The 21,239-nt window shown below is 71.8% G+C and carries 19 protein-coding genes, 1 tRNA gene and 1 other RNA gene; 13 read left to right on the top strand and 8 right to left on the bottom strand.

What is annotated here, in order from left to right; all coding sequences use genetic code 11:
• Positions 1-126: 126 nt before the first annotated feature.
• The 9 genes from ACIRRU_RS13195 (at position 127) to ACIRRU_RS13155 (ending at position 10,653) form a co-directional block, all read left to right on the top strand.
• A complete protein-coding gene (locus ACIRRU_RS13195) occupies positions 127-1,107 on the top strand; it encodes a cysteine synthase family protein (RefSeq protein ID WP_363203004.1) in 981 nt (326 codons plus the stop codon).
• Positions 1,104-1,694, top strand: a complete 591-nt coding sequence (locus ACIRRU_RS13190) for a cupin domain-containing protein (RefSeq protein WP_363203005.1) — start codon at positions 1,104-1,106, stop codon at positions 1,692-1,694. The genes ACIRRU_RS13195 and ACIRRU_RS13190 overlap by 4 nt, the downstream gene beginning before the upstream one ends.
• Positions 1,695-1,886: 192 nt before the next feature.
• The gene (locus ACIRRU_RS13185) at positions 1,887-2,837 is read left to right on the top strand and encodes a DMT family transporter (protein WP_403679346.1); all 951 of its coding nucleotides are present in this window, start codon (positions 1,887-1,889) and stop codon (positions 2,835-2,837) included.
• A 631-nt stretch (positions 2,838-3,468) separates the two neighbouring features.
• Positions 3,469-4,296 (top strand): cupin domain-containing protein, encoded by an 828-nt coding sequence (locus ACIRRU_RS13180; RefSeq protein ID WP_403679345.1) that lies wholly within the window; start codon positions 3,469-3,471, stop codon positions 4,294-4,296.
• 8 nt (positions 4,297-4,304) lie between these two features.
• Positions 4,305-6,164: an asparagine synthase (glutamine-hydrolyzing) gene (gene asnB, locus ACIRRU_RS13175; protein WP_403679342.1), complete on the top strand. Its 1,860-nt coding sequence runs from the start codon at positions 4,305-4,307 to the stop codon at positions 6,162-6,164.
• Positions 6,161-7,252 (top strand): PrpF domain-containing protein, encoded by a 1,092-nt coding sequence (locus ACIRRU_RS13170; protein WP_363203009.1) that lies wholly within the window; start codon positions 6,161-6,163, stop codon positions 7,250-7,252. Before asnB ends, ACIRRU_RS13170 begins: the two co-directional genes overlap by 4 nt.
• A complete protein-coding gene (locus ACIRRU_RS13165; RefSeq protein ID WP_403679339.1) occupies positions 7,231-8,475 on the top strand; it encodes an acyl-CoA dehydrogenase family protein in 1,245 nt (414 codons plus the stop codon). Before ACIRRU_RS13170 ends, ACIRRU_RS13165 begins: the two co-directional genes overlap by 22 nt.
• Complete coding sequence (locus ACIRRU_RS13160) at positions 8,472-9,932, top strand: dihydroorotase family protein (protein WP_403679336.1); 1,461 nt, start codon at positions 8,472-8,474, stop codon at positions 9,930-9,932. The genes ACIRRU_RS13165 and ACIRRU_RS13160 overlap by 4 nt, the downstream gene beginning before the upstream one ends.
• A gap of 85 nt (positions 9,933-10,017) precedes the next feature.
• Positions 10,018-10,653 carry a flavin reductase family protein gene (locus ACIRRU_RS13155; protein ID WP_403679333.1) on the top strand — a complete coding sequence of 212 codons (636 nt, stop codon included), beginning with the start codon at positions 10,018-10,020 and terminating at the stop codon, positions 10,651-10,653.
• Positions 10,654-10,821: 168 nt separating this feature from the next.
• Here ACIRRU_RS13155 and ACIRRU_RS13150 read toward each other — a convergent pair whose 3' ends face one another.
• Entirely contained in the window at positions 10,822-11,406 is a 585-nt protein-coding gene (locus ACIRRU_RS13150; RefSeq protein WP_403679330.1) for a TetR/AcrR family transcriptional regulator, read from the bottom strand.
• A gap of 162 nt (positions 11,407-11,568) precedes the next feature.
• Here ACIRRU_RS13150 and ACIRRU_RS13145 point away from each other — a divergent pair, with 162 nt between their 5' ends.
• The 3 genes from ACIRRU_RS13145 to ACIRRU_RS13135 all read left to right on the top strand — a co-directional run bounded on the left by ACIRRU_RS13145 (position 11,569) and on the right by ACIRRU_RS13135 (position 13,738).
• A complete protein-coding gene (locus tag ACIRRU_RS13145) occupies positions 11,569-12,132 on the top strand; it encodes a hypothetical protein (protein ID WP_403679327.1) in 564 nt (187 codons plus the stop codon).
• Between the two features lie 71 nt (positions 12,133-12,203).
• Positions 12,204-12,470 carry a hypothetical protein gene (locus tag ACIRRU_RS13140; protein ID WP_403679324.1) on the top strand — a complete coding sequence of 89 codons (267 nt, stop codon included), beginning with the start codon at positions 12,204-12,206 and terminating at the stop codon, positions 12,468-12,470.
• On the top strand, positions 12,467-13,738 hold the full coding sequence (locus tag ACIRRU_RS13135) for a damage-control phosphatase ARMT1 family protein (protein WP_403679322.1): 1,272 nt from the start codon (positions 12,467-12,469) through the stop codon (positions 13,736-13,738). Before ACIRRU_RS13140 ends, ACIRRU_RS13135 begins: the two co-directional genes overlap by 4 nt.
• 681 nt (positions 13,739-14,419) lie before the next feature.
• Here the strand turns inward: ACIRRU_RS13135 and ACIRRU_RS13130 are convergent.
• From ACIRRU_RS13130 to ACIRRU_RS13100, 7 genes are all read right to left on the bottom strand, one after another.
• A complete protein-coding gene (locus ACIRRU_RS13130) occupies positions 14,420-14,944 on the bottom strand; it encodes a Pycsar system effector family protein (RefSeq protein WP_363203017.1) in 525 nt (174 codons plus the stop codon).
• Positions 14,941-15,849, bottom strand: coding sequence for a hypothetical protein (locus ACIRRU_RS13125; RefSeq protein ID WP_366070228.1), 909 nt, complete (start codon positions 15,847-15,849; stop codon positions 14,941-14,943). Before ACIRRU_RS13125 ends, ACIRRU_RS13130 begins: the two co-directional genes overlap by 4 nt.
• Positions 15,846-17,921: a hypothetical protein gene (locus ACIRRU_RS13120; protein ID WP_403679319.1), complete on the bottom strand. Its 2,076-nt coding sequence runs from the start codon at positions 17,919-17,921 to the stop codon at positions 15,846-15,848. Before ACIRRU_RS13120 ends, ACIRRU_RS13125 begins: the two co-directional genes overlap by 4 nt.
• A complete protein-coding gene (locus tag ACIRRU_RS13115; RefSeq protein WP_403679317.1) occupies positions 17,918-18,826 on the bottom strand; it encodes a hypothetical protein in 909 nt (302 codons plus the stop codon). The genes ACIRRU_RS13120 and ACIRRU_RS13115 overlap by 4 nt, the downstream gene beginning before the upstream one ends.
• A 169-nt stretch (positions 18,827-18,995) precedes the next feature.
• A complete protein-coding gene (locus ACIRRU_RS13110) occupies positions 18,996-19,682 on the bottom strand; it encodes a Crp/Fnr family transcriptional regulator (RefSeq protein WP_403679315.1) in 687 nt (228 codons plus the stop codon).
• A 170-nt stretch (positions 19,683-19,852) separates the two neighbouring features.
• A complete protein-coding gene (locus ACIRRU_RS13105) occupies positions 19,853-20,746 on the bottom strand; it encodes a phosphorothioated DNA-binding restriction endonuclease (RefSeq protein WP_403679313.1) in 894 nt (297 codons plus the stop codon).
• A gap of 132 nt (positions 20,747-20,878) precedes the next feature.
• Positions 20,879-20,966: transfer RNA gene (locus ACIRRU_RS13100), tRNA-Ser, on the bottom strand.
• A gap of 132 nt (positions 20,967-21,098) precedes the next feature.
• Here ACIRRU_RS13100 and ffs point away from each other — a divergent pair.
• Positions 21,099-21,193, top strand: an RNA gene (ffs, locus tag ACIRRU_RS13095) — signal recognition particle sRNA small type.
• Positions 21,194-21,239: the final 46 nt, after the last annotated feature.

Below are 21,239 nucleotides of genomic sequence, written 5' to 3'. Positions count from 1 at the left end.
GGTGACGGCCTTCCGCCGGTCCCCGGTGATGGCCCTCCGCCGGTTCCTGGTGACACTCCTGCACCGGTTCCCGGTGACACCCGAGGCTTCCCGCCCCCGACTTCCCCGATTGCGAGAGATGCAGCCATGACCACCACCGTCAACGCCCCGCTCACCTCGGTCGCCCCCGCCCGCCCCGCCGTCGCCTCACGGATCGAGGACCTCGTCGGAGCCACACCGCTGCTGGAACTGCGGCTGCGCGATCTGGCGCCCGGCGCCCGGGTGCTGGCGAAGCTGGAGTCCGCCAACCCGATGTCCTCCAGCAAGGACCGCGCCGCCCTGTACATGCTGCGAGCGGCCGAGGAGCGCGGCGCGCTCCGGCCCGGCGGCACCGTGATCGAGGCGACCTCCGGGAACACCGGGATCTCCCTGGCCGCGTTCGCCGCCTCCCGCGGCTACCGCTGCGTGATCGTCCTCCCGGACAACGCCACCGCCGAACGGGTCAGGCTGCTGCGCGCGTTCGGGGCCGAGATCGTCCAGACGCCGAGCTCGCTCGGCTACCCGGGGGCGATCGCCGAGGCCGAGCGGCTGCACGCGGCCACCCCGGGCTCCTGGTTCCCCTGCCAGCACGAGAACCTCGACAACGTACGAGCCCACTACGAGACCACGGGGCCGGAGATCCAGGCGGCCGTGTCCTCCCTCGGCCGCCGCGTCGCGGCCTTCGTCTGCGGGGTGGGCACCGGCGGCACCCTCACCGGTGTCGCCCGCGCCCTCAAGGAGCACGATCCGGACGTCCGCGTGATAGCGGTCGAGCCGGAGAAGTCGCCGGTCCTGTCCCAGGGATACGCGGGCCAGCACCGTATCCCCGGGCTCAACGGCGGCTTCGTGGCCGACACGACCGACGTCTCCCTCATCGACGAGGTGGTGACGGTCTCCGACGAGGACGCCCTGCTCACCGCGCGGCGGCTGGCGACCGGTCAGGGCCTGTTCACCGGCGTCTCGTCCGGCGCCGCCGTGTACGCCAGTGAGCGCGTCGCCCGCAGGCCGGAGCTCTCCGACGGCATCGTGGTGACCCTCCTGCCGGACACCGGCGAGCGCTACCTGAGCATGTGGGAGGACCAGGCATGAGCCACGCGATGTTCCGGGCCTACGCGGACGCGGTGAAGGCCGAGATCGGCACTGCCACGACCACCCGGTTCATAGCCCTCGCGGAGACCACCGACGGGCGCTTCGGGCTCTTCCACCACTCGATGCTGCCGGGGGCCGGCGGGGCGGACCCGCACTACCACTCCAAGATCTCCGAGTCCTTCTACGTCCTGTCGGGCGAGGTCCGGCTCCACGACGGCACCGGCTGGCGCACCGCCCGTGCCGGGGACTTCCTGCACGTGCCGGAGAACGCGGTGCACGGCTTCCGCAACGAGAGCGACTCGCTCGTGGAGATGCTGATCCTCTTCACCCCGGCCGAACACCGCGAGGGCTACTTCGAGGGCCTGGCCGCCCTGCTCGCCGACGGAAACCGTCCCTCCCGCGAGGAGATGGTCGCGCTGATGGAGAAGTACGACCAGTTCGAGGTCGACGCCCCCGACACCGATCACGACCACCCGCACCAGCACACGCACGGCGACGGCCCCGACCACCATCACCACCACGGTCCCGACCACCACCATCACCACGGTCCCGACGGGGCGCACTCCGCTCCGCACCACCACGACTGACCGGCGGCTCAGCCCGGCGGCTCCGACCGGCCCCGCCGGTGGCCCTCCCGTACTCCCCGCTCTCCCCGCCGTCCCCGTCCCCGACCCCGTTTACGTCTCCGACCTCCCCGACGTCCTCTCCCTCCCCGTACTCCAGCCCGTGCCCGTCCTCACCTTCCCCGTTCCTCCCACCTCTTCCGAGGAGATCACCTCATGAACCTCGCCAACTGGGGCCGCTTCGGTCTGCTGGCCGCTCTCTGGGGCTGCAGCTTCGCCTTCATCAAGATGTCGCTGGAGGCGTTCGCGCCCCTGCAACTCGCCTCCGGACGACTCGTGGTCGGCGCGCTCGTCGTCCTCGCCATCCTCGCCGTGAAGCGCCTTCACCTGCCGGGGCGCCCGCTGTGGGGCCACATCGCCGTAGCCTCCGTCTTCGGCAACGTCATCCCCTTCACGCTCTTCGCCATCGGCGAGCAGCACACCACCGCGACCATCGCGGGCGTGATCCAGGGCGCCACCCCGCTCATCACCATGGGCGTCGCCGCTCTCGCGCTCTCCGAGGAGAAGCCGACGCGCCGCAAGGTGATCGGCCTGGTCGGCGGGTTCGTCGGGCTGATCATCGTGGTGGGTCCGTGGAACACCGACGGCTTCGGCTCGATCGGCGGCCAGCTGGCCTGCGTCGGGGCCGCCGCGAGCTACGCCGTGAGCTTCGTGTACATCCGCCGCTTCATCGGCCCCCACAAGCTGCCCGCGCTCTCCGTGACCGCGGCCCAGCTGGGCATGGCCTCGGTCATCACCCTGGTGCTCACCACGTTCGTGACCGGCTGGAGCCTGCACGGCGACCTCACCGCCAAGCCGCTGCTCGCCCTCCTGGTCCTCGGCGCGGCCTCCACCGGTATCGCCTTCGCGCTGCTCAACCGCCTGATCGCGGACGCCGGTCCGACCACCGCTTCCGGCGTGAACTACCTCGTACCGGTGTTCTCCGTGGTCGTCGGCGTGCTCGCGCTGGGCGAACCGCTGTCCTGGAACGTACCGGTGGGCGGCGTCCTCGTCATCGCCGCGCTCGCCCTCGCGGAAGGCCGGATCTCGTCCCTGACCCGGGCCGGGAAGCCCGAGCCGACGTCACCGGTCGCCCCCGACCGCGTCCCGGAGAAGAGCCGCCCGTAGCACCGCCGTACGACGGACCGGCACAGCCACGCCTGGACCGGTCCCAGCCACAGCGGGAACAGCACAGCGAAAACAGCACGACGCGGCTGCGGCTGCGGCACGAACAGCGGCGAGGAGCGGCCACAGCGCGGCCCGCAGCAGTCACAGCGGCCCGCAACAGCCACAGCGCGGCGCACAACAGCCACAGCACGGCACTGAACAGCCACCTCGCAGGAAACCGCCACAGCGCAGCCAGGTCTCACCGAGCCGGGGCCGGCGCGGACACCCTTCCCAGGGTCCGCGCCGGCCCCGGCTCGTTGCCGTGCCGCCGGTCCTCCCAGCAGCGGAACCCACCGCGGCCGCCCTCCCGGCCCCGCCCCGGATCGCCCAGCCACGCGGCCGCCGTGCCGCCGGGACGCCGTGCGGCCGGTCCTCCCCGAAGTGGCCGGATTACGGATCGGTTCCCGGCCACCTCCCCGGCCCCGGTAGCGAGGCGGGAGGGCGACGGGACCGCTCGGCGCGAGTCTTTCTTCACAGGGCGCCATCAGGCCACCCGGCTCTACGGCCCCCGGCGTCACCCCTCTCTCCCTCCCCCCTCTGCCCTTCCAGCCCCCTGCCCTGCCCTCCCCTCCCTCCTCAAGGAGCAACTCGCATGACGCGCACCACCACCTCGCCGTCTCCCAGCGCTCCCTCCCTCGGGGACGCTCGGATCATCTCCGCCGGGGACTTCTTCTTCGCCCCGCTGGCCGGCCGGCTCACCGAGGTCGCCACTCCGGTGAGCCCCGCCGTCGGCTCCACCCACGTCACGCTGCATGTCGTCCGTATCGCTCCGGGCGAGACCTTCAGCCCCGAGTCGAGCATCGAGGAGGAGAACACCGCGGTCGTCTTCGACGGCCGGGGAACGGCCACGGTGGGCTCCCGGAGCCGGAGCGTGGAGCGGTCCCACGCCGCGTACGCCCCCACGGGCCAGGCCCTGAGCCTCACGGCCGTCGAGGACGTCCTCACCGTCTACATCTGGCGCACGCCCCTCACGCCGGGCCGCCGGCCCGGGACCGACCCCGAGCCGTTCTCCACGCTCTGGGACGAGACGACCCAGCTGCGCGGCTTCGGCGGCACCGGCCAGATCGCTCCCGACGGCGACCGCGCCACCATGAACTTCGTCTTCTGGCCCGGCAACGGCAGCAGCCAGCTCTGTCTGCACTGCGGCATCCAGCAGCCGGGCCAGACCTTCAACGTCCATCTGCACCCCGACAGCGACGAGGCGTTCATCGCCTTCGAAGGCATCGGCCAGATGTACCTGCGCGACCGCTGGTTCGACGTCGCCGCCGGTGACGTCCTGTACGCCGCGCCGGGTGTTCTGCACGGCGCCCGCAACCCGCACACCGGGCCCGACGCCCGGCGCTTCGTGACCTGTGGGGGCCCCAGCCCCTACGACCCGGCGCTCTATTCCGCCGCCGGCCTCTCCTCCGACGTCAGGTGATCTGAGTCATGTGCCGAATCCACGGATCCTTCCACGCCCGCACCACCGACGACGAGATGCGCCGGGTCGCCGGACTCCAGCACCACGGCGGCCCCGACGCCCAGTCCTTCGCCCGGCAGTCCGGCTGGGCCCTCGGCAACAACCGGCTCTCGATCATGGACCCCGAGGGCGGGGACCAGCCCTACCGCCTCGGCGACATCACCGTCGTCTTCAACGGTGAGATCTACAACCACGACCGGCTGCGCACCGAACTCATGCGCCAGGGCTTCCACTTCGACGACCGCTGCGACGGATCGATCCTCCCCGCGCTCTACCTGACGTACGGGGACCGGTTCGCCGAGCACCTCGACGGCATGTTCTCCGTCGCCGTGATGGACCTGCGGCGCTCGCCGCGCCTGGTGATCGCCACCGACGCCTCCGGCATGAAGCCGCTCTACTACCACTGGGAGGAGCGCGGCGGCCAGTTCCACTTCGCCTCCGAACTGCCCGCCCTCCTCGGCTTCGACGGTGTGCGCCCCTACGAGGACGAACTGGGCCTGCACACCTACCTGTCGGCCAAGACGCCCTTCGGCCAGCGGACCATGTTCGAGGGCATCGACGTCCTGCCGCCCGCCACCACCGCGGTCGTCACCCGCGAGGACGGGCTGCGCCTCACCTCCCGCCGCATGGGGTACGAGACGGCTCCGCCGGTCGACGAGGCGCGGAGCCTGTCCCGGGCCGGCGCGTCGCTGCGCGAGCTGCTGTCCCGCGAGGTCTCCCGGCTGCTGATCGCCGACGCGCCGGTCGCGGCCATCACCTCCGGCGGACTCGACTCCAGCCTGGTCACCGCGCTCGCGGCCCGCATCCTGTTCGAGCGGGGCTCCAGCGATGCGCTGCACACGTTCAACATCGCCTACACCGGCAACTGGCCCGGTGACGAGCGGGCCTTCGCCTCGGAGGTGTCCCGGCACACCGGCACGGTGCACCACCAGGTGGAGATCGACCCGGCCACCTTCCCGGACCTGATGGGCGACGTCGTACGCCACCTCGGCCAGCCCAACGCCGACCCGATCACCCTCTCCACCTTCTCGCTGTTCCGGGCGGTCCGCGACGCCGGGTTCAAGGTGGCCCTCACCGGGGACGCGGCCGACGAACTCTTCGGCGGATACAGCCGCATGACCCAGGCGCTCGCCGCGCCCGAGGGCGCCGACTGGGCGGGCCCCTACCTCGACCACCTGGCCGCGGTGCCCCAGTCCCTGCGCCGGCAGCTGTACACCCCCGAGTACGCAGCCCGCGTCCTGGCGCCCGGCGCGTCCCCGCTGCCGCCCGGCCTCACCGACATCCTCGCCCACGGCGAGGGCAGCAGGCTCCAGCGCATCACCCGGATCGAGCAGCGCTACCGGCTGCCCGCTTACCACCTCCGCCGCGTCGACCACCTGTCAATGGCCAGTTCGGTGGAGGCCCGGCTCCCGTTCTGCCAGCCCAGCGTGGTGCGCTTCGCGGCGTCCCTGCCCGACCAGCACCGCACGGTTCCCGGTGTCGGCGTCAAGCGCGCGCTGTACCGGGCGGCCGAGGGCCTCCTGCCCGACAGCGTCCTGAACCGGCCCAAGCAGCCCTTCACCCTGCCGATCACCGCGATGCTGGCCCCCGGGCAGCGGCTGTGGGCGATGGCCCGCGACGTCCTGTCCCCGCAGGCCCTGCGCGCCGACGGGCGACTGCGGTACGAGGTGGTCGACGCCCTGTTCGCCGAGCAGGAGGCCCGCCCGTCCGACGGCACCTCGCTGGCCCTGTGGGCCCTCATGTCGCACCAGATGTGGCGAGTTGAGTTCTTCGGCCCGTCCACCGGCGCGCGCCGGGGGACCCGCGAACTGGCGGTGATGGCCGGATGATCGTCTCCCTGGTCAAGGCGACGGGCGCCCCCTGCCCCACCGCGGTGCTGGACGGCCGCGACCTCCCCGAGTCCGACCCCCAGCTGCTGGACGCGCTGACCGACCTGCGGGCCGACCTGACCCGGCAGGGCTCGGCCGACGTACTCAAGAACGCCATCGTGCGCCCCTCCCGGCACCCGCTCTTCGACCTGGACTACCGCTTCGTGCAGTCCCTGCCGCAGAGCCACGACAGCTTCGACCTCCGCGGCTCCTGCGGCCACTCGATCCTGGCCGCCGTCGAGGCGGCCGCCCGCACCGGCATGATCCAGCCGCTGGTGCCGGGGTGCCGGGTGCGGGTCAACGTCCTCAACAACGGTGACAACGTGGTGTGCGAGGCCGAGGAGACCTTCGGCGACGGCACCCGGTTCACGGCGCACTTCCTGTGCTCGCCGCCGCTGGAGCTGCCCGAGCTGCTGATGACGGGCGAGCCGGTGACGTACGTCCCCTTCGAGGGGCGGACCGTGCCCGTCTCGCTGGTGTCGATGGGCAATCCGTACGCCTTCGTCGACGCGACGCAGCTCGGCGTCGACGGGCCGGACGCCCTGTTCGGCGACGACCCGGCCCTGTTCGACACCATGACCCGGCTGCGGATCGCGGTCTGCGCCTCGCAGGGCTGGGACACCTTCGGGGCCTTCCCCAAGATCGCGGCCGTGCTCCCGCAGGACGGCGGCGGACTGTACGTACGGGCCGTGTCGGTTCCCTCCTGGCACCCCACGGTCGCGCTGACCGGCGCCATCTGCCTGGGAGCCGCCGCCGGCATCACGGGCACCGTGCCCTGGTCGCTGGCGGGCCGCGAGGCCCGGCACCCCGACGCGCTGCTCCAGGTCCGCACCCCGGGCGGCTGCGTCCGGGTGGCCGCCCACTCGACGTCCGGCCCCGACGGGCGGCGCGAGCTGGCCTGGGTGTCGGTCGCCGAGAAGCAGGTCGAGTACCGGGGACTGCTGCCGCGCTCCCGCCCCGCCGACGCCCCGCTCCCCTCCGCCGATCCCCGCCTCGTCCCGTCCACCTCTCTATCCGAGGAGAACCCGTGGGTTCCGCTGACAGCCTGACCGCCGTACGCGACGACATCCGCCCCGGGGCGTTGTCCGACCCGTTCGCCATCGACCCGTTCCCCGGCGGCCACCGCCGCGCCGCCCGCGACGTCACCGCCCGCCCCGCCCCGCTCCTGCCCACCCCTCCGGTCCTGGAGCGGCTGGCGGCCTGCGCCGAGGCGGCCGACCTCGGCGGGGAGCCGGACCGCGAAGCCGTCGCGGTGCTCCGCGAGAGCGGTCTGCTGGCCCTGGTCGTCCCGAAGTGCTACGGCGGCGGCGGCGCCGACGCGGTGGCCCTCAACACCTGTGTGGAACAGGTCGCGTCGGTGAACGCTTCGGCGGCGATCATGCTCTTCCAGCACTGCGCCGTGACCAGCCGCATCGTCGAGAACGGCTCGCCCGCCCAGCACCGGGAGGTGCTGCCCAGGCTGGCCGACGGCCGCTGGCTGGCCGCCTCCGCCTGGTCGGAGAGCGGGGCCGGCGCCGACAAGAAGAACCTCGCGACCCGGGCGGACCGCACGCCCGAGGGGGACTGGCTCCTGGACGGCGCCAAGTCCTTCACGACCAGCGCGGGCCTCGCGGACGTCTACCTCGTCCTGGCCCAGACGCCGGAGGAGACCCCGGCTGCTGCCTCCTCCGGGGACACCGGGTACGGAGCGGCCGGGCAGACGTTCTTCCTGGTCCCGGGCGACCACCCGGGACTGGTCCCCGACACCTCGATGCGGCTGACCGGGATGCGCGGCTCCGCCACCGGATTCGTCTCGGTGCGCGCGTGCGTCGTGCCGGACTCCGCACGGCTCGGTGCGACGGGCGTCGCGGCGTCCATCATCGCCCGGGTCCGCGACAGCGGCGCCTCCCTCGGTGCCGTCGCCGTGGGCGTCGCCCAGGCCGCGCTCGACGCCGCACACGCGCACGCCGAGCGCCGGGGGCTCTACGCCCACCAGGCGGTCCGGCACCGCCTGGTGGACCTGGCCACCGAGGTGGAGTCCGCCCGCGCGGTGGTGGAGCGGGCCGGCCGGCGCACCGCCGCCGACCCCGGGATGGCCACGCTCCACTCCAAGCTGGCCGCCTCGACGGCGGCGGAGCGGGTGGTGGCGGACGTGGCCCGCTTCCTGGGATCGGCGGGCTACGTGGAGACGCATCCGATCAACCGGTTCGGGCGGGACGCCCGCGCCGTCGCCCTGATGGGACCGACCAACGACCTCTGCAAGGAACTGGTGAGCCTGCCGTGGAACCGATGAACTCCCCCTCCCGCATATCCGCCGACTCCTCCCCGGCCGACCTGGTCGTGGAGGGAGGCCGCCTGGTCACCCCCGAGGGGGTGACCGAGGGCAGCGTCGTCGTCCGCGACGGCCGCGTCGCGGCGATCGTCGCCCCCGGCGCCCCGCTGCCCGCCGGCCCCCGCCTGAGCGCCGCGGGCCGGTACGTCCTGCCGGGCCTCATCGACTCCCACGTGCACTTCCGCACCCCTGGTCTGGAGCACAAGGAGACCTGGGAGAACGGCAGCCGGGCCGCGCTCGCCGGCGGCGTCACGACGGTGATGGACATGCCCAACACCCGCCCCCCGTCGCTCGACGAGGCGACCCTGCGGGAGAAGGCGGCGCTGATCGCGGGCCGTTCCTACGTGGACCACCGGTTCCACATGGGAGCGGACCCCGACCACCCCGAAGTGCTCGCCGGCCTCGCCCCGGAGGTGGCGACCTCCGCCAAGGCGTTCATGGCGGGCCACCACACCGCCCCCGTGGTCTTCCGCGAGGCGCACCAGCTGGAGGCGGCGTTCGCCGCCGCCGCGCGCGGCGGGGTCCGCCTGGTGCTGCACGCCGAGGACCAGCACGTCTTCGACCTGCTCGACTCCCACACCGGCGACCCCGATTCGTACGACGGCTACGAGCCCCACCGGCCGCGCTCCGGGGCGATCGTCGCGGTCGCCAAGGTCGTCCAACTGGTCCGTACGTACGGCACGAAGACGCACATCCTGCACGTGTCGTCCGCCGAGGAGACCGACCTGCTCGTGGCCGCCGCGGCCGAGGGGCTGCCGATCAGCTTCGAGGTCACCGGGCACCACCTCGCGTTCACCGACCACGACACCGCCCTGCGCGGCCCCCGCACCCGGCTCTCCCCGGCGATCCGCGCCCCCCGCGACCGGGACCGGCTCTGGCAGGCCGTACTCAGCGGCGAGGCGTCCACCATCGGCAGCGACCACGCCCCGCACACCGTCGAGGAGAAGAACCGGCCCCCGGCCGAGGCGCCTCCCGGCCTCCCCGGTGTCCAGGAGCTCGCCGTGTCGGTCTGGACGGGCATGCTGGCGCGCGGCATCGACCCCGACGCCGCCGCCGTCCACCTGACCCGGCTGATGGGGACGGGCCCCGCGGACCTGTTCGGCCTGACCGGCAAGGGCCGGCTGACCGTCGGCGCCGACGCCGACCTGGCCCTCCTGGACCCGGCCGCCCGCTGGCAGCTCTCGGCCTCGCACGTCGAGTCGCTGTGCGGCTGGTCGGCGTACGAGGGCTGGATGTTCACCGGCCGGTTCACCACGGTGGTACGCGGCGGCCAGGTCGCCTGGGACCTGGCGCGAGGCACCCAGGGCGAACCCCTGGGCCGCTGGCTACCCGGCCCGCCCCCGGCGACCTCGGACCTCCCGGCAGAGGACACCCCGCCCCTCGAGCGGACCCGCGAACTCGAAGGGGCGACCCGATGAACGCCGACTCCCCGTCCGCCCCGGTCCTCCCCACGGAGGAGACCCCGGCCCCTGTGCGGTCCCGCGAACTGGAAGGAGCGACCCGATGAACGCCAGCTCCCTGCTCACCGCGTCCGCGAGGACCCACCCGGCCCGGCCCGCCTCGGCGCCACGAGCCTCCGCACCGCGGGGCGGCTCCCCGGCGACCGGACCCGCCGCCCCGGCCCGGATGGCGCCGGGCGACATAGCGGCCGACGAGTTCCGTTCCGCCATGGCCTCACTCGCGGCTCCGGTCACGGTGGTGACCTGCTACGACGCCACGGGCACCCCGCGGGGGCTGACGGCCAGCGCGGTGTCCTCCCTCTCCCTGGACCCGCCGCTCATCCTGGTCTGCCTCGACCGGAACTCCCGTACCCACGACGTGCTCGTCTCCGCGGACGCCTTCGCGCTCCACCTGCTGGGCCCGGAGAACGAGGCGCTGGCGAAGCGGTTCGCCGGCCCGACCGACCAGCGCTTCGAGAACGTCCCCCTGTCCTCCGGCCCGACATCGCACCACGCACCTCAACTGGCGGACTGCGCACTGCGGTTGACCTGCACCCGGTACGAGGTCATCGAGGCGGGCGACCATTCGATCCTGGTGGGCCGGGTCACCGCCTCCGACTGCCTGGGCAGCCCGGCCGGCGGCCTGGTCTGGCACCACCGCGGCTTCGCCCACGCAAAACCGGCCGAGACCACCCCCTGACCGGCCCGACGGGCTACGCCCGCACAACGTCGAGGGCCCCCGCAACTCGCTGCGGGGGCCCTCGACGTATCGCCCGGTGAGAGCAGGGGCGGGGGATGCGGGACGCGAAGGAGGCCGCGCCGCACGCCCGGTGCGCGGCGCGGGACGTGCCGGGGAACCCGGAGGAATTCAGGCGCCGCGTGCTCGCAGGATGTCTTCGACGCCCAGGAGGAAGGTCTCGGCGATCGGCTTCGGGTCGGAGAGGCAGCCCGCGGCCATGGCGCCGTCGCGGAGCATGACGAGGTGCCGACCGGCCCCATCGGCGGGCTGGTCGCCAACCTGTGCCAGCAGTTCGGTGACGGTCTCCAGGAACCACTGGCGGTGAGCCAGGACGGCCTGGTGGATGGGGTGGGCGGGATCGGCGTACTCCGCCGCCGCGTTGAGGAAGGCGCAGCCGCGGAAGCCAGGGCTCTGAATGCCTCCGGTGATGAACCGGGCGACAGCCCGGACCGCGTCGGCCGCGGAACCCTCACGCGACCGCGCGACCTCGACGCCCGACCGCATCCCGCGATCGGCCTGGTCGAGGTAGGCGAGGACGAGCTCTTCCTTGCCGGTGAAGTGCCGGTACAGCGTGGCGCGGGTGACCTGCGCCTCCGCGATGATCCGGTCGACGCCGACGGAGTGGATGCCCTCCGCGTAGAAGATCCTCGTCGCCGTGTCGAGCAGCCGGGCCCGCGCCGCCGACGTGCTGCCCCTTCCCGTGCCTTCGCTCATGCGGCCAGATTACCGCACGCATGAGGGAGAACGTTCGGTCTTGACAGGGCGGCCCTCGCTGCCTTCTCATGGTGAATGAGACCGAACGTTCTCCCTCTCCCGTAGCGGGCCTCCGGTGCCCAGCCGACCGCTGTGAACTCGGTTTTCCTGAAAGGACCTTCCATGGACACCCTCGTCGGTACCCCTCCCACCACCAGCGTCCCCACCACCCTGCGCAAGCTGTACTTCCTGCGCTTCGCGTTCGCTGCCGTGTGGGCCGCCCTGCTGTTCGCGACCGCCGACAAGCTGGGCGCACTCGCCGTCACGCTGCTGGTGATCTATCCCTTGTTCGACATGGCCTGCGCGGTCGTCGATATCCGGGCCGCCCGGATATCGACGAGCCGACCGGCGCGCGCCCTGTACGCGAACATCGCGCTCAGCGCCCTCACCGGCATCGGCCTCGCCGTCGCGGCCACCTCCGGCATCCCCGCCGTCCTGCGGGTCTGGGGTGCCTGGGCGATCACGGCAGGCATCGTCCAACTCGTCGTCGGCATCGCGCGACGCCAACTCGGCGGCCAGTGGGCGATGATCGCCAGCGGCGGCATCTCCACGCTCGCCGGCGCCTCCTTCATCGCCCAGGCGGGCAAGGACGGCGCCTCCCTGACCAGCCTGGCCGGTTACGCCTTCCTCGGCGGCGTCTTCTTCCTCGTCTCCGCGCTCCGCCTGCGCGACGAGCGCGGCCGGTAGCCCGACGACCGCGCCGTACGGCCGGAACCGGGCGAGCGGCCCGGGCTCGCCCCGGGTGGCATCCTGCACCCATGCGAACCGGAACCGGCCTGACCGAGAAGAACCTGCGGCGGCTCCTCAACGAGTGGGATCCGATCGGCGTCGCCGACGAGGTGTCCGACGAGTACGACTGCATGCTCGCGCCGCTCCTCGGGAGGCTCCGCCGTGGTGCGGACCAGGCGGAGATCGCCGCGTTCCTGCGGACCGAACTGGTGGAGCACTTCGGCCTCACCCCCATACCGTCGGAGCCCGAGGCGGTGGCCACCCGCTTGACGGCCCTGAAGGCCGAGGACGCATGAGCGGCGAGCGAGAGGCCCGGACCATGGCGGAGAAGACGGCCCAGGGCAGGGATGACGGCGTCGGCAGCGGACCACGCCCGCCCGCTGAACAGTCCGCACAGGTCATCCTGAGCAACGAGCCCGGCTCGTTCGCCCGGGGCGTCCTGGCCGACCGCCATCCTGCGTTGATCCAGCAGGTACGGGAGGCCTTCCCGTACGGCCCCCGCCAGCACGAGGCACTCGACGCCCTGCTGGAGCAGAACAACAACGGGGTGATCGAACCGCTCGCCCCCTCGGAGCCCGACCATGAGCAGTGGTCGGTCTGGGGGCGGGGACTCTTCGGGCGATCGTGGTTCGACGCCCCGTTCCTGTGGGCGGAGAGCTACTTCTACCGCAGGCTCCTCGGCGCCACCGGCTACTTCGGGACGAGCCCGTGGCGGGGCGTCGACCCCTTCGCCCCCTTCAAGCAGGCCGAGCTTCGCGGCACGGCGGTGGACGAGGAACTCCGCGCCCTGGACGCGCTCGCCGACGTACCGGCCGACGAGCGAGCCACGGCCCTGCTCCACGCCTCGGTCTGGGGCAACCGAGCGGACCTGGGCTTCCGCGTCACGGAGGGGGATACGGCATCCGGTACCGCTGCCGATGACCTGGTCGCCGACGACAGCCCTCTGCTCTGGCAGCTCCTGCCCGCCGGAGCCGACGCCACGGTCGCCGTGGTGGCGGACAACGCGGGGCGGGAGCTGATCCCGGACCTGATCCTCATCGACCACCTGCTCCTCCACCGCCATGCCGAGCGGATCGTGCTCCACGTGAAGCCCTACCCGTACTACGTCTCCGACGCGATGACGGCCGACGTGGTCGACTGCCTGCGCCGCCTGGTGGAGGCACCCGGCGAGGCGGGCCGCATCGGAAGCCGCCTCTGGGACGCCATGGCGACGGGGCGCCTGGAGATCCGGGCCCATCCGTTCTTCTGCGCCCCGCTGCCGTACGAGGAGATGCCGGCGGACTTGCGGGCGGAGTTCGCGGCGGCCACCGTGACGGTCCTGAAGGGCGACCTCAACTACCGCCGCCTGGTGGGCGATCGGACGTGGGACGCGACGACACCGTTTGCCCACCGCACGGCGTACTTCCCCGGTGCGGTCGCGGCGCTGCGCACACTGAAGTCCGACGTGGTGGTGGGGTTGGAGCAGAAGACGCTGGACGCTCTGGAACGGTCCGGCGCCGCTTGGCGTACGAGCGGTACGCAAGCCTTGATCCAGGTCCGAGGGGAGACCGGCCCCCCACGCTGAACCGCGAAGGCCCCCGCAGCAAGCTGCGGGGGCCTTCGACGTATTGCCCGGTGAGAGCAATGGCGGAGGATACGAGATTCGAATTCGTGAGGGGTTGCCCCAACACGCTTTCTAACTGTTCGTGTGGAGGTACACCGCTGGCCAGAGGTGTTTTGGCCAGTTGAGCAACTCTCGTGGGACTGGGGCGTGAACGGGGCTGGGCAGGCGTGAATGAGACTCGAACTGAGACCACGCTCGCGCCGCCTTGTTGGGTAATCGCTGACGCCTCCGTGAGCGCCGCGGATAGCGTGGATGCCCCGAAGTAGCCAGCGGCCCCGCTGACAGGAGCGCCGGAGTGGTCGCCACAACCGTGAGACTCCGGTCCGGGGACCGCGCGTTGTCCGTCGGGCCGGAGCGGCGCCTGACGTGGTGAGCAGTTGGGGGTGGCCGCTATCTCGGCCGCGATGGGTGCTCGATGGGGGGAGACAGCTCACCGTCACCCTCAAGGGCTGCAGGCCTTCGAGCAGCGGTGTGCACGCGTAGGGGGCTCGTGCCTTCCTGCAGCGGCCCTTGTGCTGGTCGGCGGGACGGCGCACTGATGCTCCAGTGCGGAGATTGAGAGGCTGTCCCGTGGCTACGAATGGTCCGCGGCCTCCTTTCCGGTCGTGGGACGCCGCTGCCGACCAGTCGCTCCGAAGCGCCTCAGACGCCGGAGAGCAGCGCTGCGCTCACGGCAGTGACTGCTGGCAGCAGCATGAGGACGGCGCCGTGTACGCATCTGTTCTTGGTGCGGGCGATGCGGCTGGTCACTGTCAGGGCGCGGAACAGGCGGGGGTGCGGATCGGAGCTACTGAGGAGGAGTCCCGACGACAGCTCCGCACGCTTCTCCGCCCGGACCACGTCCTCGTAGTAGGCGAGGATGCGGGAGCTCTCCCTGATTCTCGGTCCGTGGCGGGGCAGCAGCGCCGCCAGCAGGAACAGCAGGGCTACCGTCGTGGTGACCGCCGCCGTCCACCACAGTGGGTGGGGCCAGAAGGTGCCGGGCGGGCGGCGGATCAGGAGGAGTCCGAGCAGCGATCCCCCGGTGGCGAGGAGGACGGCGGCCTTGCCGTCCGCCCGCCCTATCTCAATGTGGTTCTGGGCGATCAGCTCGCGTGCCAGTTCCACCACGTCCCCCGGCTCGGCGCCGTGCGACGGGCGGCGGGCGAAGGGCAGGCGGGGGATCACCGGTGATCCCCATACGGGCCGTTCCCGTCCTCCGCCGCGTCGGTATGGCCGATTCTGCGGAGAATCTCGTCGCCCTGCGAGACCCCCACGTCACTCAGGACACGGGCCAGGTTGACGCCGACGAAGCCCCGGTCCTCAGGTGTCAGTGACTGAAGCGTCGCCGCGAGGGTGCGTTCCCAGCCGTCCCGGTCGGAGAGGAGCTCGCGGTGAGTCACTGTCCAGTCGAGCACGTCCCTGGCCTGTTCCGGTTGGTGCAGGAGCCAGAGGGCGGCCAGCCCGACGGGACCGCCCGCGACAACCTCCCGATAGAAGTGGTACGCCGCACGGTGGGCTTCGCCGAAGCCCGGCGGAAGGGTGGGCCCCGCACCGGTGCCGGGGGTAGGCAGAAGCGCGGCCGGAGGGTCCAGGAACCAGTACGTGAGGCCGGACCCGTCGATCACCTGTGGCCGGCCGGGCGGTTCGACCTCGGTCGTACCGAGGTGGGGTGGGGGTTTCCGCAACGGGTCGGCGGTGCCGGGCAACGTGGCGTTCTCGCTGATGTGGCCGACCACCAGGTGTCGGGCCCGTTCCTCGGTCACCCGGTTCCTCGCCGCGACGACCGGGTTGGTGATCTTCCAGACGACCTCGTAACGGGCAGGGGGTTTCGGCGGCCGGCGCGGGATGTCGACCGAGATCCGCCGCTCCGCGAGCGAGACCCACACGATGTCGAAGAAGTCTCCCTGACGCACCGCGCGCGCTGTCGGCCGCGGATAGCCCCAGTAGTCGCCGCCGCGGGGCGGCACCATTCCGTCGGCCCCGTCCTCTGCGAGGAACACCAGGGCGCGGTCCTCCGGGGAGCCGAGGCGTAGGCGGAACAGCTGCCAGGACGGCGAGGAGTTCAGAGGCGTGATGAGTGGGCCGGTCATGAGGCGAACCCTTCTGCGGGGGAGGCCGTACGGACGCGATGGCGGCGCAGGGCGAATCGCATGACGCCACGGTGGCTCCGGGCCGTGCCGGAGAGTGAAGCGAGGAAGCGCGAGAAGGCAGTCCGATGCCGTAGGTCCGGGTCGCTCTCGATCAGGGACAGGCCCGCCGCTGTCGCTTCGTGAGTGGCAGGGTCGTCCAGGGCTGCGACCACGAGGTCGAAGGCCAACTCGGGGTGGTTCAGGAGCAGGTCGGCGAGACTGACGCGCCGTACGCCCGGCGCGCCGGGCCGTGGGAAGACCGTCTGGCTCATCGATTCGATGACATGTACCGCCATGGCGTGACGCTGTGTGCCCGGCTCGGCCCCCTGCCACTCCCGCAGGCAGTCGAGGACTGGGGCGTGGTTGACGTCCTCGGAGAGAAGGGTGCTGAGAGCGAAGGACACCGCGGTACGCAATCCACGCTCCAGCTCTTTGTCCGACTCGTCCAGTACGGCGTCCAGGAGTTTCAGAGCGACGGCGGGCCGGGCCAGGCCGTAGCTGCCGGCGCAGGTCTCGGCCACGGTGCAGCGGAGGGTGACGAGGGTGGCCCGGCTCCATTGCCGTAACAGGTCCCGTACCGCGCCCGTGAGAGCGGGGTACTGGACCATCTCCCCGAGCGCGTAGGCCACCAGGCGGCGGTGCCAGCGCTTGCCCGACGCGGCGAAGGGGTGCAGTTGGCGCAGAGTGTCCGGGCCGGTCGCGTGGGCCAGTACCTTCCCGATCGCCTGACCCGCCGGCAGTTCGATGCCGGAGCGGTGGGGGGACTCGTCCAAGGCCCTCCACAGCAGGCCCGCCATGCCCTCGTAGTCCAGCCACAGGCACCGGAGCAGGGCGTCCGACCGGTGCTGGCCGGAGAAGACGACCGGCTGGACCGGATAGCGCCCGAAACGGGGCGGCAACAGGCGCGCACCGACGGCCGCCAATCGGTCCTCGAAGGGCGGTCCGAGAACGTCGCGCCGCGTCTGCGGCCCTTCCGGGGCCAGTCCACGCGTATCGGTACGCTCCGGCCGCCCGGCGGTGACCGGTGCCGGGCCGCCGCGTTCGTCGATGTGGCGGCGGAGAATCGCGCTGAACTCCTCAAGAACCGTACGGTCCTGTCCCGACAGCAGCGAGATGGCAGCCATCAGGGAGAGACTATCGGCCCGGTGGCTCGATTCCGCCAGCGCTTTGCGGGCCGCCGTGGGACTGCCGGTTTGCAGTTCGTCAAGGACGGAAGCGGCGGGCTTCCCCGACACGACGAGGTCGCGCAGCCCCTCCGCCAGGTCGACACCGTCCCGGGGCAGCGGGTGAGCGTGCAGATAGCCGGTGAAGTCCGGGGAGGCCAGGTGTCCCAGTGTGTCAGCCCTCTGTTCAGGGGTGAGCTCACCCGCCTCGGCCATGGTCTTCAAGCGTTTCGCGGCCACCTCGGCCGACGGCGGAGGGCGGTGCACGACCTGCCAGGGCACCGTGTCGCCGGGAAGCGCCAACTCCGCCCGCACGGTGACGATCAGATGGGCGCCCGATCGACGTAGCAGCGCGGCCAGCGCGGTGAGCGCGACTTCGCCGAGCGAGGCGGCGGCCGCCGGGGACAGACCCTGGAGCAGATAGCCGCACCCCTTCTTGGGGCGCCAGCGTGAGAGGTCGTCCGATGAGTCCAGGCCGGTGATGCCGCCGACTCCGTACCGTTCTGCCAGCAGCGCGAACGCGGCGGTGCTCGCGCCTGTGCCGCTGCCCGCTCTCAGTATCAGGATGTGGCAGTCCAGCATCTTCCGGCACTGTGCGTAGGCCGGTGGTTCGACGAATCCGCGCAAGCGGGCGTGGACATCGTCCGCAGGGTACGGGCCTTCCCGCAGGCGAGGTTTGACGATGTGGTCCGTGGCGGTCTCGTCGAGCGGGGCGCCGATCATCACGGTGACGTCGCCGGCGATTCCGCCCATGACCGCCATGCCCTGGTCCAGCCGCTGCTGGTTGTCGCGGTAGGAGTTCCTCGGACCCGGTCGGCCGTCGGCGTCCGGACTGCCCGGCTCAGGAGAGGTGTCCGCGTCGGCGCTCACCGGTGGTCTCCGGCTTCGCCGACCCGCTTGTCGCCCGCCACGTTGTCGCCACCGCCCCAGTGCTGGTTGGTGCCGCGGTACGAGGTGGAACCGCCGGTGTACGTGATGTCCCGTCCGACGCTCCCCATCACGGCAGCGCCCTCAGCGACATGCTGCGTGTTGCCGCTGTAGTGCGTGCCGGGCCGCGCCACCGGGTCCTGTTCCTGATCGGTGGATGCGTCGGCCGGTACCGCGGATTCCTCGCGCGGTCGCACACCGGCCTGCACGAGGTTTCCGGACGGCGACGGGACGTACAGCCATGCCCGCTGCGCGAAGTTCTTTCCCTCCACGGTGGCCGGGACCTCCACACAGCGGTCGGGGTGCAGCCGGGTGTACGCGCCGAGCACGACGTCCTCGTAGACGCGCTGGGAGATGATCGCGGCCAGGTGGGTGACCTGCTCGCTCGCCGCAGCCAGGATGGCCTTGACCGGACGGGAGTCCAGCAGCCGGTGCGTGTCGTTGCGGGCGGTGCCGTTGCCGTCGCCGGCACCGCCCGCGTCCGGCAGCGGCCCGACGTGGACGCTGGCCCGGAGCCGGATACGAGGGCCCACGCACTGCCTGTTGTACGCGCCGAGGATGTCGTCCAGCACTTCCAGGAACGGCCAGAGGACAAAGGGCAGCAACGCCGGATCGAAGCCGAACGCCACGCCGTCCCCGGTGTTGGCCGGAAACCGCTTGGAGTCGCGCAGCTCGTAGAGCCCGGCTCGCTCCAGCGCCTGGTCGACGAGTTCGGGGATCAACTGGCTCACCGGACCGTGCTGCACGGCGGGGAGACCGGTGAAGTCCTTTGCATCGACGGCAAGCAGGGCGCGGTAGGGAGGAAGTGGACGGCTCTCGGTGTACGGGGCGGGAACGGGCGTGGACATGCGTGATCTCCTCGCGGACGGTGGGACGGTGACGAAGCCGGTGGTCGGCTGATTCGAGGTTCCGTCGGTTCCGTCCGTCCGACTGCACAGCGCAGGGCACTCCGCGGGTGTCGCACGTCACAGCGAAGGCGTGCTCAGGCGACGGTTCCCGCTCCCGGCGCGGGCGCGTTCATTCCGCCGAGGACGGAGAGAAGGACGAGGCGGGTGTGGTCCTCGGTGCGGCTGTCGCCCAGTCGCGGAGCGTCTTCATATCCTTGATGACGATCACTCTGCGGGCAGTCTCCACCGCGCCGGACTCTCTCAGCCGTTGTAGTCCAGTGATGACCGCATTGCGGGTCACTCCGATCGCCTGGGCGATCTCCTCCTGGCTCAGGCCGGTCAGCCGTACGACGCCCGATTCGGCTCCGGGCGCGGTGAGTTCGGCGAGGCGCAGGAGTGCCCGCGCCAGCCGGACGACCAGCGGCAGGGTCAACAGTTCGGTGCGGTGGACGTCGGACTCTCGCAGTCGGGAGAGAGCCTGGCGCATCAAGTCCATGATGAGACCACGCTGTTCGATAAATCGGCGGAACCGTTCCGCCTCCAGCACGACAGCCGTGCAGGGGGTGAGCGCGACCACTTCTGCCATGCGTGGCGTGCCGTTGAAGACGGACACCTCGCCCAACAGGTCGCCCGGCCCCCGGAAGGCCAGCCAGGTCACGACTCCGCCCGGTTCCCGGTACACGACCTTGGCGAGGCCGTCGGTGAGGGCGAGCAGGTGCGTTCCCGCAGAGCCCTGTCTCAGCATCACGCTGCGTTCGCGAAAAGCGCGGGTCACCCCATGGTCCCGTAGCTCGCGCCATGCCTCGTCCGACAGCACCCGTCGCCTTCCCCGTCCCGTCCTGTACGCGGGCCCGCCCTGCCCCGTACGCGACCTCTTGAGTCGCCCGCCTCCACGAGTTCTACGTCGGCCTGACCGTTTCCGCTGCGGTTCGGGCGAACTTGTCCGATAACGGCTGTCGCCTGAGCACGGGCTGCTGGGTCGGACGATCACGCCCCGGAGACGAGGCGCGGGATGCCGCGGAAGACTTGCCCGGTGTGCCAGGACCGGTGGCACGCCGCGACCGGGCTCGTGCCCGGCTGGGGGCCGGTCAAGGGGCGGCCCGCCAGCGCTGTCACATGCTCGCGCGCCGCCGGGCTTCGTCCGACGAACTCTTGCGACACCAGGATGCGGTGGCCTTCGCCGACGCCGAGGGCGCCCTTGTCGAACAACTTGTGATGCAGCGCGCACAGGCACAGACCGTTGTCGACGTCGTCCGGGCCGTCGAACGCCCACCAGCGCACGTGCGCGGCCTCCAATCCGACCGGCACCACGCCGATTCTGCCGTCGTAGCCGCAGAAAGCGCACTGGTACTCATAGGCGGCCAGCACCATCTCCCGCATCCGCCGGTTTCGTTGCCGCCGCCCGGCCAGGAGCGGTCCGGACTCCGGCGGCTCCAGCCTCAGCCCCACCGCCTCGCGGAGCTCGCCGTGGAGCGACGGCGGAAAGTGCTGATCGAGCAGCACCCGGGCGATTCGGCCGAGCAGCGACGGCTCGCGTCGCAGGGCTGCCCGCGGCTCCGGCACCAATCGCCCCGCCGCGCCGGTCGCCCGCAGCTCCAGCACCCCGGTGCCGGGACTGCCGGGCCCCCGATCGGTACGTACTTCCCATACCCCGTCGCTGACCAGATGGTGGAAGGGGTAGGCGGGCGTCGTCCTGTTGGCAGGCCCGTACTCGGCAAGCAGCAGCTTCAGATCTTCCTCCACCACGCTGTACCGCAACTCGCCGTCGGAATCCTCTTGGAACCGGCCGAGGGCGTACAGGAGCAGCAGGGGCTTGTGCGGAGCCCGTATCCCGTTCCCGGTCCATTGCCTGAGCTTCGCCGCGCGTTCGAGCCAGTCCATGACCGGCGATCGTAGCGACGTCACCGGGAGGGGAGCGGGTGGCCGACCGCGACTGGAGGGGCGACACAAGCAACGTCGAAGGCCCCCGCAGCAAGCTGCGGGGGCCTTCGACGTATTGCCCGGTGAGAGCAATGGCGGAGGATACGAGATTCGAACTCGTGAGGGGTTGCCCCCAACACGCTTTCCAAGCGTGCGCCCTAGGCCACTAGGCGAATCCTCCGCCGCAAACAATACAAGACGTTGGAGGGTGCTCGCGAACCTGATCCCTGGAGATCGTCCGGCGAGGGAGCGCAGGTCGTCCGGTGGGGTGGGCGGGTGGACCGGAGGGGGTGGGGATCGGTTAAGGTGGGCGTCAGCCCCTCACGTGGCGCTATCTGACTGAACTCCCCCAGGGCCGGAAGGCAGCAAGGGTAGGTTGGCTCTGGCGGGTGCGTGGGGGGCCCTTTGCGTTGGCCGGTGAGGTGCCCGTGGGGCCGGGTGTCAGTGCGCCCCG

The sequence above is a fragment of the Streptomyces sp. NPDC101181 genome (assembly GCF_044767975.1).
In the GTDB taxonomy this organism is placed as follows: domain Bacteria; phylum Actinomycetota; class Actinomycetes; order Streptomycetales; family Streptomycetaceae; genus Streptomyces.
The sequence above is the reverse complement of the archived record's forward strand: the minus strand, read 5'-3'. Positions and strand labels throughout refer to the sequence as shown.

Excerpts from the sequence above, each read along its gene's own strand:
- ACIRRU_RS13105 (WP_403679313.1), bottom strand. The coding sequence starts at position 20,746 with ATGGACTGGCTCGAACGCGCGGCGAAGCTCAGGCAATGGACCGGGAAC.
- ACIRRU_RS13150 (WP_403679330.1), bottom strand. The coding sequence starts at position 11,406 with ATGAGCGAAGGCACGGGAAGGGGCAGCACGTCGGCGGCGCGGGCCCGG.
- ACIRRU_RS13195 (WP_363203004.1), top strand. The coding sequence starts at position 127 with ATGACCACCACCGTCAACGCCCCGCTCACCTCGGTCGCCCCCGCCCGC.
- ACIRRU_RS13140 (WP_403679324.1), top strand. The coding sequence starts at position 12,204 with ATGCGAACCGGAACCGGCCTGACCGAGAAGAACCTGCGGCGGCTCCTC.
- ACIRRU_RS13155 (WP_403679333.1), top strand. The coding sequence starts at position 10,018 with ATGAACGCCAGCTCCCTGCTCACCGCGTCCGCGAGGACCCACCCGGCC.
- ACIRRU_RS13115 (WP_403679317.1), bottom strand. The coding sequence starts at position 18,826 with ATGTCCACGCCCGTTCCCGCCCCGTACACCGAGAGCCGTCCACTTCCT.
- ACIRRU_RS13180 (WP_403679345.1), top strand. The coding sequence starts at position 3,469 with ATGACGCGCACCACCACCTCGCCGTCTCCCAGCGCTCCCTCCCTCGGG.
- ACIRRU_RS13135 (WP_403679322.1), top strand. The coding sequence starts at position 12,467 with ATGAGCGGCGAGCGAGAGGCCCGGACCATGGCGGAGAAGACGGCCCAG.
- ACIRRU_RS13145 (WP_403679327.1), top strand. The coding sequence starts at position 11,569 with ATGGACACCCTCGTCGGTACCCCTCCCACCACCAGCGTCCCCACCACC.
- ACIRRU_RS13190 (WP_363203005.1), top strand. The coding sequence starts at position 1,104 with ATGAGCCACGCGATGTTCCGGGCCTACGCGGACGCGGTGAAGGCCGAG.
- ACIRRU_RS13125 (WP_366070228.1), bottom strand. The coding sequence starts at position 15,849 with ATGACCGGCCCACTCATCACGCCTCTGAACTCCTCGCCGTCCTGGCAG.
- ACIRRU_RS13160 (WP_403679336.1), top strand. The coding sequence starts at position 8,472 with ATGAACTCCCCCTCCCGCATATCCGCCGACTCCTCCCCGGCCGACCTG.
- ACIRRU_RS13185 (WP_403679346.1), top strand. The coding sequence starts at position 1,887 with ATGAACCTCGCCAACTGGGGCCGCTTCGGTCTGCTGGCCGCTCTCTGG.
- asnB (WP_403679342.1), top strand. The coding sequence starts at position 4,305 with ATGTGCCGAATCCACGGATCCTTCCACGCCCGCACCACCGACGACGAG.
- ACIRRU_RS13170 (WP_363203009.1), top strand. The coding sequence starts at position 6,161 with ATGATCGTCTCCCTGGTCAAGGCGACGGGCGCCCCCTGCCCCACCGCG.